The organism is Sporosarcina sp. Y1011, assembly GCF_057669885.1.
The window spans coordinates 417,494-434,426 of sequence record NZ_JBYHFP010000001.1 but is presented as its reverse complement, the minus strand read 5'-3'; the positions used below and the strand labels follow the sequence as shown (position 1 = coordinate 434,426).

At 32.4% G+C, this 16,933-nt stretch carries 17 protein-coding genes and 1 tRNA gene; 6 read left to right on the top strand and 12 right to left on the bottom strand.

Annotated features, from left to right (window positions below):
- Positions 1–10: 10 nt before the first annotated feature.
- The 8 genes from AC25Y5_RS02170 to AC25Y5_RS02135 all read right to left on the bottom strand — a co-directional run bounded on the left by AC25Y5_RS02170 (position 11) and on the right by AC25Y5_RS02135 (position 8,628).
- Positions 11–973: a thiamine pyrophosphate-dependent dehydrogenase E1 component subunit alpha gene (locus AC25Y5_RS02170; protein ID WP_488138872.1), complete on the bottom strand. Its 963-nt coding sequence runs from the start codon at positions 971–973 to the stop codon at positions 11–13.
- 30 nt (positions 974–1,003) lie between these two features.
- Positions 1,004–1,594 carry a TetR/AcrR family transcriptional regulator gene (locus AC25Y5_RS02165; RefSeq protein WP_488138871.1) on the bottom strand — a complete coding sequence of 197 codons (591 nt, stop codon included), beginning with the start codon at positions 1,592–1,594 and terminating at the stop codon, positions 1,004–1,006.
- A gap of 1,287 nt (positions 1,595–2,881) precedes the next feature.
- A tRNA-Arg gene (locus tag AC25Y5_RS02160) sits at positions 2,882–2,955 on the bottom strand.
- Between the two features lie 548 nt (positions 2,956–3,503).
- Positions 3,504–3,938 carry a hypothetical protein gene (locus AC25Y5_RS02155; RefSeq protein ID WP_488138870.1) on the bottom strand — a complete coding sequence of 145 codons (435 nt, stop codon included), beginning with the start codon at positions 3,936–3,938 and terminating at the stop codon, positions 3,504–3,506.
- A 266-nt stretch (positions 3,939–4,204) separates the two neighbouring features.
- Entirely contained in the window at positions 4,205–5,761 is a 1,557-nt protein-coding gene (locus AC25Y5_RS02150) for a P-loop ATPase, Sll1717 family (RefSeq protein ID WP_488138869.1), read from the bottom strand.
- Between the two features lie 628 nt (positions 5,762–6,389).
- Complete coding sequence (locus AC25Y5_RS02145) at positions 6,390–7,034, bottom strand: hypothetical protein (protein WP_488138868.1); 645 nt, start codon at positions 7,032–7,034, stop codon at positions 6,390–6,392.
- Between the two features lie 464 nt (positions 7,035–7,498).
- Complete coding sequence (locus AC25Y5_RS02140; RefSeq protein ID WP_488138867.1) at positions 7,499–8,062, bottom strand: HNH endonuclease; 564 nt, start codon at positions 8,060–8,062, stop codon at positions 7,499–7,501.
- On the bottom strand, positions 8,059–8,628 hold the full coding sequence (locus AC25Y5_RS02135) for a recombinase family protein (protein WP_488138866.1): 570 nt from the start codon (positions 8,626–8,628) through the stop codon (positions 8,059–8,061). Before AC25Y5_RS02135 ends, AC25Y5_RS02140 begins: the two co-directional genes overlap by 4 nt.
- Positions 8,629–9,233: 605 nt before the next feature.
- On the opposite strand from AC25Y5_RS02135, the gene AC25Y5_RS02130 reads away from it, so the two are divergent.
- From AC25Y5_RS02130 to AC25Y5_RS02110, 5 genes are all read left to right on the top strand, one after another.
- On the top strand, positions 9,234–9,509 hold the full coding sequence (locus AC25Y5_RS02130; protein ID WP_488138865.1) for a DUF3986 family protein: 276 nt from the start codon (positions 9,234–9,236) through the stop codon (positions 9,507–9,509).
- Between the two features lie 147 nt (positions 9,510–9,656).
- Entirely contained in the window at positions 9,657–9,803 is a 147-nt protein-coding gene (locus tag AC25Y5_RS02125) for a hypothetical protein (protein ID WP_172372269.1), read from the top strand.
- Positions 9,804–10,616: 813 nt separating this feature from the next.
- Positions 10,617–10,934 carry a hypothetical protein gene (locus tag AC25Y5_RS02120; protein ID WP_488138864.1) on the top strand — a complete coding sequence of 106 codons (318 nt, stop codon included), beginning with the start codon at positions 10,617–10,619 and terminating at the stop codon, positions 10,932–10,934.
- Positions 10,935–11,459: 525 nt separating this feature from the next.
- Positions 11,460–12,014, top strand: a complete 555-nt coding sequence (locus tag AC25Y5_RS02115; protein ID WP_488138863.1) for a hypothetical protein — start codon at positions 11,460–11,462, stop codon at positions 12,012–12,014.
- Between the two features lie 542 nt (positions 12,015–12,556).
- Entirely contained in the window at positions 12,557–12,745 is a 189-nt protein-coding gene (locus tag AC25Y5_RS02110) for a hypothetical protein (protein WP_488138862.1), read from the top strand.
- A 92-nt stretch (positions 12,746–12,837) separates the two neighbouring features.
- Here the strand turns inward: AC25Y5_RS02110 and AC25Y5_RS02105 are convergent, their stop codons facing one another.
- Positions 12,838–13,071 (bottom strand): hypothetical protein, encoded by a 234-nt coding sequence (locus AC25Y5_RS02105; protein WP_488138861.1) that lies wholly within the window; start codon positions 13,069–13,071, stop codon positions 12,838–12,840.
- A gap of 355 nt (positions 13,072–13,426) precedes the next feature.
- Between AC25Y5_RS02105 and AC25Y5_RS02100 the strand changes: the two genes are divergently transcribed.
- Entirely contained in the window at positions 13,427–13,591 is a 165-nt protein-coding gene (locus AC25Y5_RS02100; protein ID WP_488138860.1) for a Spo0E family sporulation regulatory protein-aspartic acid phosphatase, read from the top strand.
- Between the two features lie 195 nt (positions 13,592–13,786).
- Here the strand turns inward: AC25Y5_RS02100 and AC25Y5_RS02095 are convergent, their stop codons facing one another.
- The 3 genes from AC25Y5_RS02095 to AC25Y5_RS02085 form a co-directional block, all read right to left on the bottom strand.
- Positions 13,787–14,569 (bottom strand): hypothetical protein, encoded by a 783-nt coding sequence (locus AC25Y5_RS02095; RefSeq protein WP_488138859.1) that lies wholly within the window; start codon positions 14,567–14,569, stop codon positions 13,787–13,789.
- A 367-nt stretch (positions 14,570–14,936) separates the two neighbouring features.
- On the bottom strand, positions 14,937–15,341 hold the full coding sequence (locus AC25Y5_RS02090; protein WP_488138858.1) for a hypothetical protein: 405 nt from the start codon (positions 15,339–15,341) through the stop codon (positions 14,937–14,939).
- 421 nt (positions 15,342–15,762) lie between these two features.
- Positions 15,763–16,893: an HNH endonuclease gene (locus tag AC25Y5_RS02085; RefSeq protein ID WP_488138857.1), complete on the bottom strand. Its 1,131-nt coding sequence runs from the start codon at positions 16,891–16,893 to the stop codon at positions 15,763–15,765.
- Positions 16,894–16,933 lie beyond the last annotated feature (40 nt).

Sequence of the window (16,933 nt, the reverse complement as noted above, 5' to 3'; positions counted from 1 at the left end):
CCACCTCCTATTATACGTATACATCTTCTAATGTCGACAATACATTTGGTAAAGCACTTTCGCGAGAAAACTTTTCTGCTTCATCAAGTTCACTTCTGACACCTTCTTCAATGGAATCTAGTAAACTTTCCTCGATATGATATTCAGAAGTTAGGATAGAACGATAATTTTTAATGGGGTCGTTCTTCTTCCATTCTTCAATTTCACCCTCTGGTCGGTAAAGTTGTGGATCGCCTTCAAAATGGCCACTCCAGCGATTGGTTAAGCATTCAACAAGGAAAGGTCCTTCTCCATTTCTTGTTCGATTTATGATTGTTTTCATAGTTTGATAGACTTCTAAAACATCGTTCCCATTTATTAGAAAACTCTCAATACCATAGGCTGCTCCTCTTTCAACAACAGTTTTTACTGGTAGATGCGTTTCTCGAGGGGTAAATTCTGCATACTGATTACTTTCACAAACAAAGATAATCGGTAGTTTGAGCACGGCGGCCATGTTAACAGCTTCGTGAAAATAGCCAATTCCTGTAGCCCCTTCTCCAAAAAAAGGTACAACGACTTGACCATTGTTATTTGTTTTGGCTGTAAATCCTGCACCAACCGCTATCGGCATACCTGCTCCGACAATCCCGTTTGCTCCTAGAATCCCTAGTTCAACATCTACTACATGCATCGAACCTCCTTTACCTTTACAATAGCCAGTTTCTTTTCCAAATAGCTCGGCCATCATCTTTTTTATATCCGCACCTTTTGCAATACAATGTCCATGTCCCCGATGTGTGCTAGTAATATAATCTTCATTTGATAGACTTTCACAAATTCCAGATGCAACTGCTTCTTGACCTATATAAAGGTGCAAAAATCCTGGAATCAGCCCATCTGCAAACAAACTAGAAACTCTTTCTTCAAACCCGCGAATCTTGACCATTGTTTGATAAAGGGACAATAACTCTTCATTCGGTATATGACTCAATCCTTCTTCCCCCTTTTATAGATTTAATTTTTAATTTAGGATCCCATTTTTGATAATGTTCAAGTAAATTCTTGCTAGTTCGTCCATTGATTTTTCGCCATTTGGATTATACCAATGATACATAAAGTTACTAGCACCTAAGATAAAGAAACTTGCAATTCTACCATTTTCAACATTAAAAACGCCATTTATTCTTCCTTCTTCTAAAACGTTAATAAAAATGCTTTCATAATCATCCCGTTTATTCAACACAATCTTATAATTCTCGGGTGATAAGTTATTGTACTCTTTATAAAAAATGGTGATATCATCCTTATAATCATGAATTATTTCTAAGTGTGCTTTTAATAATTTCACTAATTTGTCTTCCGTTGATAACAATTCTTCTTCTATTAACTTCAACTTCGCAAACCCTTCCGAAATAAATCTTTCGTGGAGCAAAAATAGTATTTCTTCTTTACTTTTTAGATAATGATATAATCCCCCTTTCGTAATGCCTGCTGCATCTGCAATATCTTGAATAGATGTTCGATGAAACCCTTTTTTCACAAAATGCGTGAGCGCAGCATCTAATATTTCTACTTTTCTATCTTGGCCTTTGCTCTGCAATACATTTGACATATTAGAAAACCACCTTAACTTTATTCACTGAATACTTTCTACCAACCGGCTGTCCGGTTTTTATATAAGTTCATCATACTGGTTGTCCGTTTTATTGTCAATATTATTTTTATATTATTTAGAATATTGTAAACAGATAACTTTATGGAATAAATTGGAAACTATTTGTTGGTTATATGTCTCGTGATGGATGCACGATTATTAAGGTTGGCAGAATCAAAAAACTTACGAGCACAATATAAAAATCAGTGGAATCAATGGGGATTAGAGGCATTCTTAACATGATTGATTAAGGACCACTTGAACAATATTAATTAAATTGAAGCGGTGATCGATATGATTCAACCAAGTGCTTTTGTAACATTCTTGAAAGATAATAGAATAATATTGAGAAGTCAAACACATCTATTGCGAGGAAAATCTAAACAATCTATCGAGGCTGTTATTATGTTAACCCCCGCTTTAGCTACTTTAAAATTATATTCAGAATGGAAAAATTTCCCTAAATCCAGTATAAGTATATCTTACTTGGGACATTCAAAACTTTGGACCAACTAAAACGTTGGTCTACTGAACTTAGTAATACTAAGGTTACCTAAAGAAACAATTTGAAATAACACTTCATAATGAAAAAATGTTAACAGCTGATATAAAAATACACCACTATTATCTGAAGTATTTATTACCATCCAGGAACATCTCAAAGATGCAATAACTTATAGTAGTAAAACTATTGATGAAATTGACTTACTTCTTGAGGATGACTACCTTCTAGTTTCTTTAATAGAAATGCTAAAGCATATTTTTTATAACTTTACTGATACCGAACTAAGAGTAATTTTCTTAAAGTATTTCGAAGAAGTTGCAGTTATCTTTGGGAAGAATAATGAAATTCACATTAGCTCTCATTTCTCTCCATTTTACTCATTATAAAATGCAACTGGTTAAGTAACCGAACGAATTAAATAGGAATCATTTTGGACTGATTAGAAAATCGGAAGTTAGTATGCTAAATTTCCTTTTACAAAATCAGCATTCATAAAATCCCTTGTAATCAAGAATTTCAAAGCATATGTATTCAGTTTTCCAACCATCTAGGAATTCCTCGTTGCTTAAATTATCGAATTCCACATTTTAATAATGGTCAAAAACCGAAAATTTAAACATTAAATTTCATCTATCGTTATCTAACGATTTCTTTAATACAAAAAGCCGCTACAAGCGTTGTTAATACAACATTTGTAACGGTTTTTTAATTTCTAAAATTCTTCTAATTTATCTTGATTATGTTCCAGGAGGGATTCGAACCCCCGACCGACGGCTTAGAAGGCCGTTGCTCTATCCAGCTGAGCTACTGAGACGTGCGTTTAAGTGCGATTTTAGGGATTCGGTCAAATTACGTTTTTAGACCGAAACTATCTTTGAACCAATTATAACATTATACAAGCCTATTGCAAAGCTCAGTTCGTTTCGTTAGCAACCTCACCTCGTGTGGCTGTCAGAGGTCCTATATATATATATATATATATAGGAAGAGACCCTTGCCTCAAAGGAAGGCTCATGGGGTGTTCATACAGCTCCACAGATTACTTATTCGGCTTACATGAACTACAACTTATAACTGTTATTGTATCTTGTTCCAACACTCATCTCAAAATAAAAATCGAGATAAATACTTAGTTTAACCCGCTTCTTTGCTACTCTTATTCAATTACTCCCTCAAGGCTTGAGCTTACTCTGTACACTCATTGGAACTCAGTTGCTCAATTGAACAATTCCTCAATTGACTTCACACGAACGCTCACAAGCCATTTTGTGACCTCGCATTAGCCTTCTACTAACCTTACATCTGCTCACTTAAAATAATTATTTCACATTACAATATCTTAACTATTCTTTTTATGTACAGTTAATATCCGAAATATTCTTGGAGGGCTTTTTTAGTTTTTCGTTTAGGTACACCTTTAGCACGACAAAAAGCATTTATTAAAAAATCTGTTTGATTTCCTGAATTAATAAATTCTTCATACTTTCTAATACTACTTAGCTTCCCCTGATTAGCACCTAAATCATATAGGTCACAAGAGTCACAAAACCATTTTTCCATATTATATGCTCCATTATATAGAGATAGTCTAGTAGGCGTATTAATACCCTTACATTCCCCACTACATCTGGCTTCACTAAATGGTTTTTCATTCAGTGTATTCAATGAATTAATCATAAATTGGTATTCTTTATTACTGTCCATACCTTTACTCTTCATCCAATTAAAATAATCAGGATGGGTTAATAGCACCCAACTAACAGGCTTCCCCTTGTGTTTGCCAAAAGACATATCCATAAATACCCTCCTATTTATTTAAAATTTCAACTTATTCATCATTATAATATACATAATTCAAAAAACAATATAAACAAATAGTTTACACCGCTCAATCACCGAAGGTTACACTCACGATAATGCCATCTAAAAAGAGCCTAACAAAAGTTAGACTCCATTAACTTTGATAAATTTGTGTTACTAACTCCTCCTTTGTAATACATCAAAATAATTGGTACATATACTCGAATTTAAATAGTGGTTACATCGCATTAAACACTGGATGTTCATAATTCTTGTACTTGAATTAGATTTTGGCAATTAGGACAGTTAAATTCATTTATATCAAAGTCATTTTTTTTATTAAAAACTATCGGTTGCTTACATTCACTACATTTGAAAATATTATTAGTTACAAATTCACTTAAGGGTTGATTAAAACAAACATACCTTGCAACTCTTAAATCATTTATTATATACATATTTACTGGTAGTTTGCTTTTACTAACTTTAAACCTGTTTGGAAGAGTTATAACTATTCCTGACCTAGTCCATGGCATAATTATACTTCTTATCTTATTTTCATTTTCTTTAAAAATGTCATTAGCTAACAAAGGTATAGTAAAAGTGGTTCTTTTAATTCTTTTTAATCGTGATTGTTGGATTGAATCCGTCACAATTTCCTTAAACTTATTTTCACAAAACTTATCAATTCCTTCGTATACTGATTCCGTTGAAGGAATTGAATCTATACTATCGCAATTATTTATATGAACATCAAATATGATTCTTAATATATTTATTAAATCCCTTGGAGAGTTTTGCGAAAATTTAAATATTAAATTCAACGTAATAGAATCACAATTTAAAATTTCTTGAAGGTTGGTCACCTTAGTATTACTTAAAACGTCTAATCTACGATTTATCATCGTTCTTATTTGCTTCTCATTCCACTCAAGTTTAAAATCTTCAATTCTATCAAGTCTAATATCATCAACCCAGTGTTCTGCTAATTTGTCCCATAAAAAAAACTTGAAAACAATAATTGGTCTTTCCAACAATCTTAAATCTCTTAATAGAGATTTAATTAGCGTATATGAAGCCAATGAATCATTTGTCGTTAAGTTACTTTCATCTACCTTATCAACTAGTATATATACCGAAGTAATATCAAGTTTACTAAATAAATTTTCAATAAAAATCACATCATCAATTTGAGGCAGGTTATCAGATTTCCGTAAAGGGTTGTTAAAATCTAAATCAACACTTCCCAATTCTTGCGTTTTTAATATTAGATTTACTACAGAGTTTATTGGTTTAGAGGCAGTTAACCAAATATCATACAATCTCCCCTTAAATCCTTTTATAGATTGTATTGATATCGATATTTCATTAGGAGTAATGTCACTTAAATACTTTGGAATCAACTCTAGAATTTTCCTTCTTTCATATTCGTCAAATTCAAGACTACGTTGATTCGAATGCATTTTCGATAGAAATGCCACTAGTAAATGTCTAATTATTTTTCTTAGATGGTGTTCTAGTTTAATTTCTGTGACATTCGATAATCCATCTATTGGAAAATCGTCATAAACAATTGAAATTATGCTCTCATGATGTTCTTCAGCAAGATGCTCCATTTTTTTCTTTTGAGCTGTTTTTCCAAAGCCTCTTGGAGCTATTACAATAGAAGACTTTGGCGCTTCGAAATCTCCAACTAAGGAGGCAAAATAAGGAGGATTTACGAAATACTCATGGAGATGTTCTTCGTTTTCTGCATTAGTAGAAGAAAAAGGGTCACTAATAAAACCTAAATTCTTAAAATATTGACCTTTAGTAAACATTTCATTTCCCCTATTCAAATATTTTTTATTTTATAATAAATTTTAAAACATCTAGACTAAAGTTGTTTTTAGCTTAATATTCCAATTATATCATTACTATTAACTATTAACTATTAACTATAAATATAACCTCAAATAAACAAAATGGAACAGTTCACATTCCACCCTGTTTTTCATCATTTAATGAAAAGATATTCCCTCTTACAAAAGACTTACACTATAACAGGCAAGTATCTTAAAAGTGTACCAACATTTCAAGTTCCTTTTCATAAAAGTAGGTAATATATATAGAACTTTACTTTTCATTAATATTCTCAATTTAATGAGCTACTTAATAAATTTCATTGATGATGAAGAGATTAAATAAATTAGTCTTCTTATGGGTCTAAATCGAACAAATCAAATATGTCATATAAAATATTTTCAAGTTCGAACCCTTAGATTCTCGAGCTTATCCATGTTTATGACGTGGAGATATTAAAAAATATCTGCCAAGGAGATATTTGATTTAGAATAAGATTTTGCTTTACAAAAATAAAGGACTGATTGAATGAAAATCAGTCCTTTATATAATACATGATGTGAATTTAGGCTAAGTCGACTTTTTAATAGTGCGTTTGTTAATGATTTATTTCTTTAGTTTTTGAATCGAAGGGGTAAAATGACTATCAAAACGATAAATAGAACATGGTTCCCCATCATACAAAAACCTTTCTAATTTTAGAATACTCGATAAAACTCGATACAGATTCTGATACCTAGCACTAATCATCATACTAATAGACTGTTCTTCTGTTAGGTAATAAACTTTAACATTGGGCTCTTTGTCATTTTTCTTTCTATAAATTCTGTGATGTCCATCAATTAAAAGCATTTTATCATTGGAAAATCCCCACGGAACTGCCAATAAAGGTTTTTCCAAAGCTACCTCTGGAAAATTAAGTGACTTTTCTACATCAATATTTCGTACTGTTTCTTTACTTAACAAAGAAAAAATTGAATCGGTCAAAACAGTTGTTTCCTTAGTTTCACTCTGCAGTATCAAAGATTCCAATCTATCAATATCCCATACAATATAAAAATAACCATAATCGTTTATAACATCCTGTTGAAAGGTTTCATGTTCTCCTGGGCTGGTCCATTTAGAACTAGAGTTGTCAATTACATATAAATATTCTTTATAAACTTCTTCCAAAAAATCAGTATTAAATTTACGCTTAAGAGTATCTAATAATTTAAAATACCCCACTACATTTAGTAACTTTCCTTGCATAATAACACCTCATACTCCATAGGATAATTTACATAATATAATTAATCTGTACTACCAACCATAAACCCTCTTGCCATTCTAACACCCCTCTAACATTTGTTCTTCAAATAACATTACCATTAATCATTTGAGTTAAATTTCTTTTTCAACTTTATTATGTAATTTATAAACATACTGAAAATTTCACTACAAATTGCAGGAGCGCTACAGCTATAGCCTTTTAGCATCTTTACCTAATCTTTTTTGGTAATTAGCACCCCCCCACTCAAGGAGCAAGTGAGACCCATAACGGATGCCTACAACACTTTCTCATATTCCCCAATCATTTTGTAGAAGATGTTCTTTTTTACTCTAGTTTTGTTCAAGTGTCTGACTTTGGTGTTTAGATATGGTCCTCAAATCTAATATGAGTCTGCCTAGATGCTTTCCTTGTACATTTATGTGTGATGGTTTTATTAAGAATATTACAGTGATTTTGATTGTATAGTTTCAATTTGATTCATGAATAGTTGGTATATTCCTTTCAAATCTTGATGCTCATTTGCATGACATGATAAGCATAAAGTTAAAAGGTTTTCATACTCATGAGATTTACATTTACTATATGGGATAACATGATGTAAATGTAGATGTTCTGTTGAACCACATTTAGCACAACAACGCTTATCTCTTTCTAACACTGCATCCTTTATAAATGTAGGAATGGAAGGTCTGCTATTACGAATGCTTAACATACTTTGTGGTAACAGATAATATAAACTCTCCACTTCTGTTGCTTTGATTATGCTATACAGTTCTTCGAGTGGATATATACTGTATAACTTTTCTTTAATTGTTGGTGTCATCTTTATACCTTTAGTTAATTCATCAATGATAAATGAAACCTTATTTGTTCTGTCTGTTACAATCTTTTTCTTTGTATGATTGTTGGTGCATTCTTCACATGTGCTATGTCTCTTGTAAGGGAATAGAGTATTGCAGTGTTCACACTTGGCATGTGGAACACCACTAATTAAGTATGTCCTCATAACCCTGCTTTCCTTTTGTTAATGGCTCTGTATAGACTACCTTGTGATACACCTGTTGTCTTGATGATGTCCTTGACACTCCACTCATTAGTATCATACAACCTCAATGCAGATGTGATAACATCGCTGTCTACTGTTGGTCTGCCAAGCTTCTTACCTCTAGCCTTTGCAGATGCTAATCCTTCCTTAACTCTTTCAACAGTAATGTTTCTTTCAAGTTCTGCAATCACCATCATCATCTGCAACATGGCTTTACCTGTTGGTGTAGATGTGTCCATGCTTTCCTTTAGTGAAACAAACTTCACACCCATATTGCTGAATTGTTCAACCACTGTGAGTATGTCTAGTGTCTTCCTACCAAGCCTACTGATTGACTCCACAATAACTGTATCGCCTTCCCTTACTGTTTCAAGAAGTTGATTGAGTCCGTCTCTGTCCTTCTTAGTTCCTGTATACTTCTCTGTGATAAGTTGGTCATATCCATATTCTTCAAGCGCATCTGTCTGTCTATGTAATTCCTGCTGTAAAGTGGATACTCTAGCATAAGCAATCCTTTTGTTCGTCATATTCCCATCTCCAATCCAATAACCTATTACCAATATTATAACATTTTGGTAATACTTTTGGCAATGGTTATTGGTAATCTTATTGGAAATAGTTTTTGGTAACTAGAGAATGCAGTCATATCAACGGCTTATAATTGTCAGATAAGTTGTGTTAAATACAGGTGATTCTGGTAACTTAGATAACTACTTTAATGGATAGATAAAAGTGGAATTTTAACCATTAGTTATTCATTCATTAGTTATTCTTCGTCTTCTTCTTCATCATTGAATCCAGTTAGGTTGATTTCTATGTCAATAGAGCCATCTACTTCAACTCTGTCAGTAAACATTCTGAATGACTTACCTAACAGGTAAAAGGTAAGTTTAAAGGTGATAATCAATGAACAAGATTCTCAGGCACTTAGAACTGCTCGTCTCGTTGAAATAACAGGTAAACAAACTTTTCACACTTACACCTCTCTACACCAATATTTGTAAATGTGTTAGACTATACCAAACAACTGATTATTCCGTTATTCAACTAACGAAGCAGTTTAGTGAAATAAGGATTGTTGATTCTAACTGCCGAATTTTTAATTTAAATTGCCATATAAAAGAGGTGCTAAATGGATATTTTGTATGATGATGAATATCATCTGCATTTAGGTTATTACGAGGATAACCGAGATTATGAGTCAATAGCTTTTAAGAGACAATCTGAGGATATATGGGATATATTCTTTGATTTTAAACAGTATGGATTTAAAAAAAATACCCCAGAAAACGAATTAACATTAGAACCATTTGGAACAAGAATTTTTTCCATTCGTAATAAAGAATTAGATTATCATTTTGGAGTACAGAGGTTTAAGCAATGGTTATCCTTAAATAAAATAATTTAAATTGTTCAACTAACGGGTGCTTCTTAGAGAGCTCTTTTTTCTTCTTCAACTAGCTGGGCAGGTTACTTCAAGAAGGATTAATGCTCGTTTATGTGGAATTTATTAGGTAATGAAAGATAACTAAATTTTAACAAGGGGGGATATGAAATGCAAAAATGCAAAAACTGTGGTGGAAATTCATTTGTAAAAGTACCAGAGTTTGAAAAAGAACTAACTGTCTGTTTGGATTGTGGGGAGGTAGTTTCAATAAGGTTCGTAAACCCAAGTATATTAAAGAAATATATATTAAAGTAGACAGATTTGGTTTTAGAATTTTAATTGTCTTACTTTAATAGAAATGAGATTATAACCAGAGTTTATTCAACAAACGGGTGCTTTACTTCAAGAAGGAGTAAAGCCTTTTTTCATATTGAACTAAAGGGGCAGTTTAGTTTAACAAAGAGCTATAAAATGGGAGGAAGTAAATGTATATTGTGCTTATCGGTTTTTTTATACTTTTTCTTATATCAACAACCACGGGACTTCTGATGATGTTTAAGCTGAGAAAGAAAAATAAATATAACGTTGTAATTGGAACTATTGCTTTGGGAACAGGATTTTTTTGTTTAATAGCCTGCATTTTGTTTTATTTGGATGATATATAAGGACGTTGTTCCTGAAAGAAGCACACGTAAGTGTATAAACCTAATTTATGGGTATGATTTACAAGGTTAAGTCATACAGAAATTCAAATTTGCTTTATTGAACTAACGGGGTGCTTTAGTTCAAGAAGAATAGGACTTGCGTGTATGATTAGTTTTCATATATGCAAGTCCTTTTGTTATGCGCTTCACACATAGATAAGCGATAGAGTGATGACTTTTCCGCCTGCTACTGATTCTCAATGTTCCCCAATGACTTAATAACTGCCTATTGCGGTCATTGGATGCTATCGTGTCTTCTGCCGTAACAGGTAAACAAACTTGCCACACTTACACATTCATCTTGCACCAATATTTGTAAAGATGTTACACTATGACAATTGGCTGATTATTCAGTCGCTAAACTACTGGCAGGATAGTTGAAGTGTACATACAAAACGATTATTGTCTTACAAGGGGGAGAATAGTGAATATTCTACTGTTTTTTATTGGACCATTGATAGTGGCTTTATTTGTTAGTACGATATCATCGGCAATATATAAGGACGTAGAAAAAAAGGATAAAGGATTTGTACTAAACCCTTATAGATTAACGTACAGAAGAAGGTTGATACGTGGCTTGTGGGAGATTCCATTAGTATCCCTAATATATCTTGTTCTATATTGGTTTACTGATTTAACATCTAATGAATACAAAATCCTTGGATTCATTTTCTTATTTCTAGTCTTACTAGACATCGTTTATAATTATGTGAAATGGAAAAACAATGAGAAGAAAGTATAAATTATGTGAAGGAATGTACTTATAAGTAAAGGGTGCTTTGGTTCAAGAAGAATAGGACTTGCGAGTATGATTGTTTTTCATATTTGCTAGTGCTTTTGTTATGCTCTCACACATAGTAAAAAGCGATAGAGTGATGGCTCTACCGCCTGCTACTGGTTCTGAATGTTCCCCTATGACTTAATGACTGTCTGTTGCGTTCATTGGATGTGCTATCGCCTCACCTGCTGAAACAGGTATATAAACTTGCTACACCTACACATCTCTCTACACCAATATTTGTAAATGTGTTAAACTATACCGAAAAGCTGATTATTCCGTTATTAAACTAACGGGGCAGTTTAGTTCAATAAGCAGATAACCGATTTTTGTTAATCCAAACGGAAAATTAACTGATAATTGAAACTTATATACATTTCGAACGTATGATAGTAAAGGGCAGGTTAGTTCAATAAGAATATTGTGTAACTTTTCCAAAAAAAAATACGTCTATGTATTAAAGGAGTGGGATAAATGGAGGGTTTATCTGTGAAGAAATGGATTTCTATTTTAATTAGCGTAATGGTTTTAGTTGCTTGTAGTGATGCAGAACCATCAACAAATAAAGAAGTAACAGGAAATAGTCCAGCAGATACCGAACCAACAGAAGTATCAATTACTGAGCCATCTGAAGAAACTGAGGTAATTGAGCCAGAAACAGAAGTAAGTGAATTAACACCATTAACTTTAGAGGATTTTAACAATCGTTATGAACAAGACACGGAATATAATGAACCGATTATAGGTGGCAAATTTGAGTTGAAAGATGGCTCTATTATTTACGCAGATTGGTATTTTTATTTAGAGGGTGAAACCTTTGATTATGCAATTGGTACGTTTATGGATGGTCAACTTGTTCAAGCTCAACTGGAATTAAAAGATGGTGTAACGAAAGAAGATGTGTTATCTGAGTTAAGTTTATCTAAAGAAGTAGATTATGAATTAGATGATGGATTAAAAGAGAATGCAATTATTGTAGATGTGGTTATTGACGAGCGTTTCAATGATGCAAATATTAGTCGTCTTCCCAATGAGTGGGATTAAAAGATGATGTTAAAGTCTGTTAAGGGTTATTTGTAGTAGAGTAGTAGTCTATAATTGAAATATTTTTATTCAACTAACAGGTAGTTTAGTTTAATAAGAATGGGACTTGCATGTATGATTAATTTTCATATATGCAAGTCCTTTTGTTATGCTTTCATACATAGAGTAGTGGTTACTCCACCGCCTTTTATACATTGCCATTCAGTCCCTTAGGATTCTTTAGGCAACAGGAAATCATAAACCACATGGCTGTTATTCAAATACCAATCTTCTATATCATCTCTCTACACCAATATTTGTAAATATGTTAGACTATACCAAACAACTGATTATTCCGTTATTCAACTAACGAAGCAGTTTAGTTCAATATAAATAACGGGTGTTCTGAAAATAACTTTTTGAAATAAAGAAAGAAAAAGAAGCAGTTACATTGAAATAGCGATTATCGTACCGATAGGCAACCGAAAAATCACTATTATCATTTCAATATAGCCTATAGTTAGGAACGTATTAAAAATAGATATAAGGGAGGGGAAAGAAGAATGGATGTTTCGAAAATGAAATGTAAAGACTGTGGAGGAAATTCGTTTGTACAAGCAATGGATTTCGTAAATCTTCGTCCAGTAGATAAAAAAATGAGTATTGGTTCTGAGAGAATCTTTACAGTTTGTTTGGATTGCGGGGAAGTTGTTTCAATAAAAGTGAAAAATGCTGAAAATTTAATAAAATGATTTTTCGATATTATTCAACTAACGGGTGCTTTACTTCAAGAAGGAGTAAAGCCTTTTTTTATTAAACAAAAAGCCTCTTAAAAGTAAGAGGTTTAAACAATTGCATTTTCATTTATTAAAAGTTGTAGGGCTTCTGCTGATTCTTCAAGATTGTCAGATAACCTGACCGTATTATTTTTAAGATTGGTTATCTCTATAATCCTTGTATGTTTTAAGCATCGTACTGTCATTATTGGTTGTTTATTAGAACTAAATGTATGTGTAATCTCAACATCGTTGTACTCACAAAGAGTTTTAAACATTTTTATTAGACTTTCTTTTGACATTTTAGTGTCTCCTCCCTAATAGTGGAAGAAGACTAAGGAAAGTCTAAAGGTTTCCAAAAATTGTACTCTATTCCATTAAGTACAACATATATAAAGGAGGTAAATACTTCCGTGAACTGGTGTTATGTTAACTTGGTGTGTATGGCGCATACAAGATTGATCTCATTTAGCGAATCCAATTTCTTCTTCAACTAACTGGCAGGTTAGCGCAAGAAGTCATTTTAATACATGGGTGTTACTACTGGCATAGGTTTTATTATAGGTTACACATAATGGTTTTTTTTCATTTTTAGGGGTATACATAAAGAATGTGTTAAAACTAGGAAATACCCCTAGTTTTTATTGGAGGATTTTTATGAAAAGTTTACTAGGTAAAAGGAAATTGAAGTTTGTAATTGAGTTCAAAAGAAAAGATATGTATACAAAAGCGAAGAGTTTAGGACTCGCACATCCCGAAGTAGTCAAATGTAGTCAAGAACTAGATGTATTACTTAATAAGTATAATCCTCAGCGCCAATAGCGTTAGGTTTAATTTTAGGAGGATACTTAAGTATAAAAAAACGAAAAAAAATAAAGAAGTTTAGAGAGTGTATTATTCAACTAACGGGTGCTTTCGTTCAAGAAGTATAGGACTTGCGTTTATGATTAAATTTTCATATATGCAAGTCCTTTTGTTATGCCTTCACACATAGAAAAAAGCGATAGAGTGATGACTCTACCGCCTGTTATCGATTTTGATTGAACTCAATTGTTCAAATGTGATATCATTTTTTTTCATAAATTCTAAAACATCATTAATATTTCTAAGATTTGGGTACTTCTGTAGCATTTTATGAACCCAACTTTCATCTTCATAAATAATTTCAGCGACCTCCACAGCAAACTTTTCTAAATGAGTAATATAGTTTTCTATAAACTTTTCTCCGAGTATAATATGATTGTTCTCTTCCTCTACCTCAAAATCATATTGTGATATCAACTTTTTAATTTCCTTTGTGGCTTCTCCTTTATGATGAACGAATCTATTCCTAATCCGATTCATATCATCAACGTATTTAATTCCTTCTAAATACGTTAACTTTTCGTACCCATTATTTACTAAAGCTATTCTTGCCCTGTTTAAATCGGTCTCCCGCTTAATGTCTTTAAACTGACGTTTAAGATTCGCATCCAAATGAACAGGATATGTAAAGATATTTTCTATAAAGGAACATAGCGTAATTAACAAAGATGGTCTAATTAAATTCTGAAAATATTTATATTTCTTTTCCTCACTAAATTGGTGGAGATTAAGTAGTTTCTCTTTAGGTTCTTGGTTTCTTTCGAAAGTAATTTGTCCCCTTTTATTGCTACCTCCAGTTTCTTCTAACTTTTCGTTGAAAGTGTTTTCGATGAAAAGATTTAATTGCCTGAAGTATTGTAAGTTATCTAATCTTGGATAGGAATCTATAGCCCTTAGTAAATTTAAACTAGCCATTGCTTCATGAAAGTCCTCCATAAAAATCCCCCCATTTTCTTATCTATGATACTCACATTGTATATTATATCCATATAAAAAACACACCAAATTAATGATGTGCTAGTAAGAAATCATAAATCACATGGCTGTTATGCAAATACCAATCTTCAATATCATCACGGCACACCAATATTTGTAAATGTGTTAGACTATACCAAACAACTGATTATTCAGTTCTTCAACTAACGTGGCAGTTTAGTTGAATAACGAATGGTATATTGGGCTGTTAGGAGACAGCCTATATTGTTATACAATAAAATTCGCAAGATAGTTCAGCGAAAGAGGCAAGACCGGATTGTCTGTACTTCTCTGCTACTTGCAAAATATAAATACCATTTTCGAACTTTTATGCTCCTGAGTTTATACAGATGTGGTAGGCAAGACAACTTAAGGATGGTGTCGGCGCTATTATTATAAAATCGGGACACCCTGGCAAAATATATGCAAGAGTAGGTATTCCATTATTCGTAGTCCAAACTAACACAGGGCAACAGGGTTGTAGCATTTCAGTTACAGTATCTATTACAAACGGGACAGCAAACTCTTCAACCGTTGCTAAATGAAAACCACCCCCAAACGTACCTTCACAACTATTAGGATTTGTATTGTCTGTTGTATCATTAAAATTCATCAACTGGTTAACGAAACCAATTTGCCATCCATTATTTGCATTAAAGACGTCTCCACTAACATCTTGTCTACGTTGTTCACATTCAGGTGATTCCTTGCGTGTTGTGGTAGGCGGACACATATCACACTTACACTTACACTTACACTTACACTTACACTTACACTTACACTTACATTTAGGCTTCCTTAATAAATCCTCTAAGCTTGGACAACAATTTCTTAATCCCATTACGTCACCTTCTCTAATTTATTATATTTCAATACATTATATGTCCAAATCTTTATGTTGATTGGACATACATGACAGCCATAAGCAAATCCTTCTCTTTTGTGATGTCATGCGTCTTTTGTAACACACAAAGGTTTTTCACTAGACAATATTCTAAACATATTTTGCATGAATAATTTAGTTGTAAAGTCGTAATTGTGATATTAGTTGTTTAAAACCTCACTTTTATACAGAAAAAACCCCATATTTTATATGGAGTTAAGCTTTTAAACTTTACAGTTTGTATTCCCAATTAATATTTGAATTGCATCTACTACTTATAAAAGGAAATTAAAACATCCTCATTGACACTAATTTCACAAGTATCTATTCCTTTTTTTCTTTTACTGTAAAGGAGTTTCAGAATCTGTAATTTTTCCTTTAAAATTGAATGATGTAATTTCTTATGACAGGACACACATAAGCTTACTATATTCGCTTCAACATCAATACTAGAATTGAAATTGTCTTGATATTCCATAGGTATTAGATGATGTGCTTCAACATAGTTCATACCTGTAACCTTAGAAGTGAAGTCTTTATGATTATTATCTACCTCACAAAGATGTTTTGCTATGATTATCGCATTTCTACCTCTTTGACCATTTCTTCGATAAGCTTTAATAGCTCCTTTACTCCCCTTTAATGGCTTTGGTTCAGGCTTATCATTAACTATTACTTTCTTGCTCCATCCTGATGATTCTTGTACTTCTTTCTGATATATAGAATCCTCTATCTCTGGCTCTACATACACATCCTCATTGTAATCGTCGATTGGTGAAGGTAACACTTCTAGTGATGTGTAATTTTCAGGTAATTTCAATTCTGGTTTATCCAGTTTTTGCGCATTACTATCTAGGCTATTCTTTTCATATTCTAATTTATTAGATAAGTTATTAGACTCATATAATTTAAATGCTTCAACCAAAAAGGATGTGAAATAATTCTCAGAAATAGGATTAAAAGTTAATATTTCTTTATTCAGAATCGATAAGTTTAATATCTTACCCTTCGATAACACCTCATAGTATAAATTGCTATTATCAACAGGGAAACCCCACTTTTCGGCGAATTTCTTTCTCTCATTATGCCTTCCACCCGGCCACAGGGAAATCTCGCACTTTATTTGTATTTTTAAGCCTATAGGCTCGCCCTTTTTAGTTGTTGAATGGATATTAATCCATACTTTAGGGTCATCTTTCCAATTGACACTCCCATTTCTTTTTGCACCTTTTCCATGATGCATTTTGTACACGCCTTTATATTTATCAGAAATAACATATCTCGTTTGATATATATTAGCAGGTCCACTTACAGAAGTAACTGAATGATTTCTTTCAAGAAAATCTAATATCTCCTGCTTTTTATCTTCAATAAGGCTATCATTCACTATTATATCGTTCATTATATTATCCTCCTTGTGTCTAATAAGCTTAATTTCTACA

Excerpts from the sequence above, each read along its gene's own strand:
- AC25Y5_RS02165 (WP_488138871.1), bottom strand. The coding sequence starts at position 1,594 with ATGTCAAATGTATTGCAGAGCAAAGGCCAAGATAGAAAAGTAGAAATA.
- AC25Y5_RS02155 (WP_488138870.1), bottom strand. The coding sequence starts at position 3,938 with ATGGATATGTCTTTTGGCAAACACAAGGGGAAGCCTGTTAGTTGGGTG.
- AC25Y5_RS02150 (WP_488138869.1), bottom strand. The coding sequence starts at position 5,761 with ATGTTTACTAAAGGTCAATATTTTAAGAATTTAGGTTTTATTAGTGAC.
- AC25Y5_RS02145 (WP_488138868.1), bottom strand. The coding sequence starts at position 7,034 with ATGCAAGGAAAGTTACTAAATGTAGTGGGGTATTTTAAATTATTAGAT.
- AC25Y5_RS02140 (WP_488138867.1), bottom strand. The coding sequence starts at position 8,062 with ATGAGGACATACTTAATTAGTGGTGTTCCACATGCCAAGTGTGAACAC.
- AC25Y5_RS02135 (WP_488138866.1), bottom strand. The coding sequence starts at position 8,628 with ATGACGAACAAAAGGATTGCTTATGCTAGAGTATCCACTTTACAGCAG.
- AC25Y5_RS02130 (WP_488138865.1), top strand. The coding sequence starts at position 9,234 with ATGGATATTTTGTATGATGATGAATATCATCTGCATTTAGGTTATTAC.
- AC25Y5_RS02125 (WP_172372269.1), top strand. The coding sequence starts at position 9,657 with ATGCAAAAATGCAAAAACTGTGGTGGAAATTCATTTGTAAAAGTACCA.
- AC25Y5_RS02110 (WP_488138862.1), top strand. The coding sequence starts at position 12,557 with ATGGATGTTTCGAAAATGAAATGTAAAGACTGTGGAGGAAATTCGTTT.
- AC25Y5_RS02105 (WP_488138861.1), bottom strand. The coding sequence starts at position 13,071 with ATGTCAAAAGAAAGTCTAATAAAAATGTTTAAAACTCTTTGTGAGTAC.
- AC25Y5_RS02100 (WP_488138860.1), top strand. The coding sequence starts at position 13,427 with ATGAAAAGTTTACTAGGTAAAAGGAAATTGAAGTTTGTAATTGAGTTC.
- AC25Y5_RS02095 (WP_488138859.1), bottom strand. The coding sequence starts at position 14,569 with ATGGAGGACTTTCATGAAGCAATGGCTAGTTTAAATTTACTAAGGGCT.
- AC25Y5_RS02090 (WP_488138858.1), bottom strand. The coding sequence starts at position 15,341 with ATGTGTCCGCCTACCACAACACGCAAGGAATCACCTGAATGTGAACAA.
- AC25Y5_RS02085 (WP_488138857.1), bottom strand. The coding sequence starts at position 16,893 with ATGAACGATATAATAGTGAATGATAGCCTTATTGAAGATAAAAAGCAG.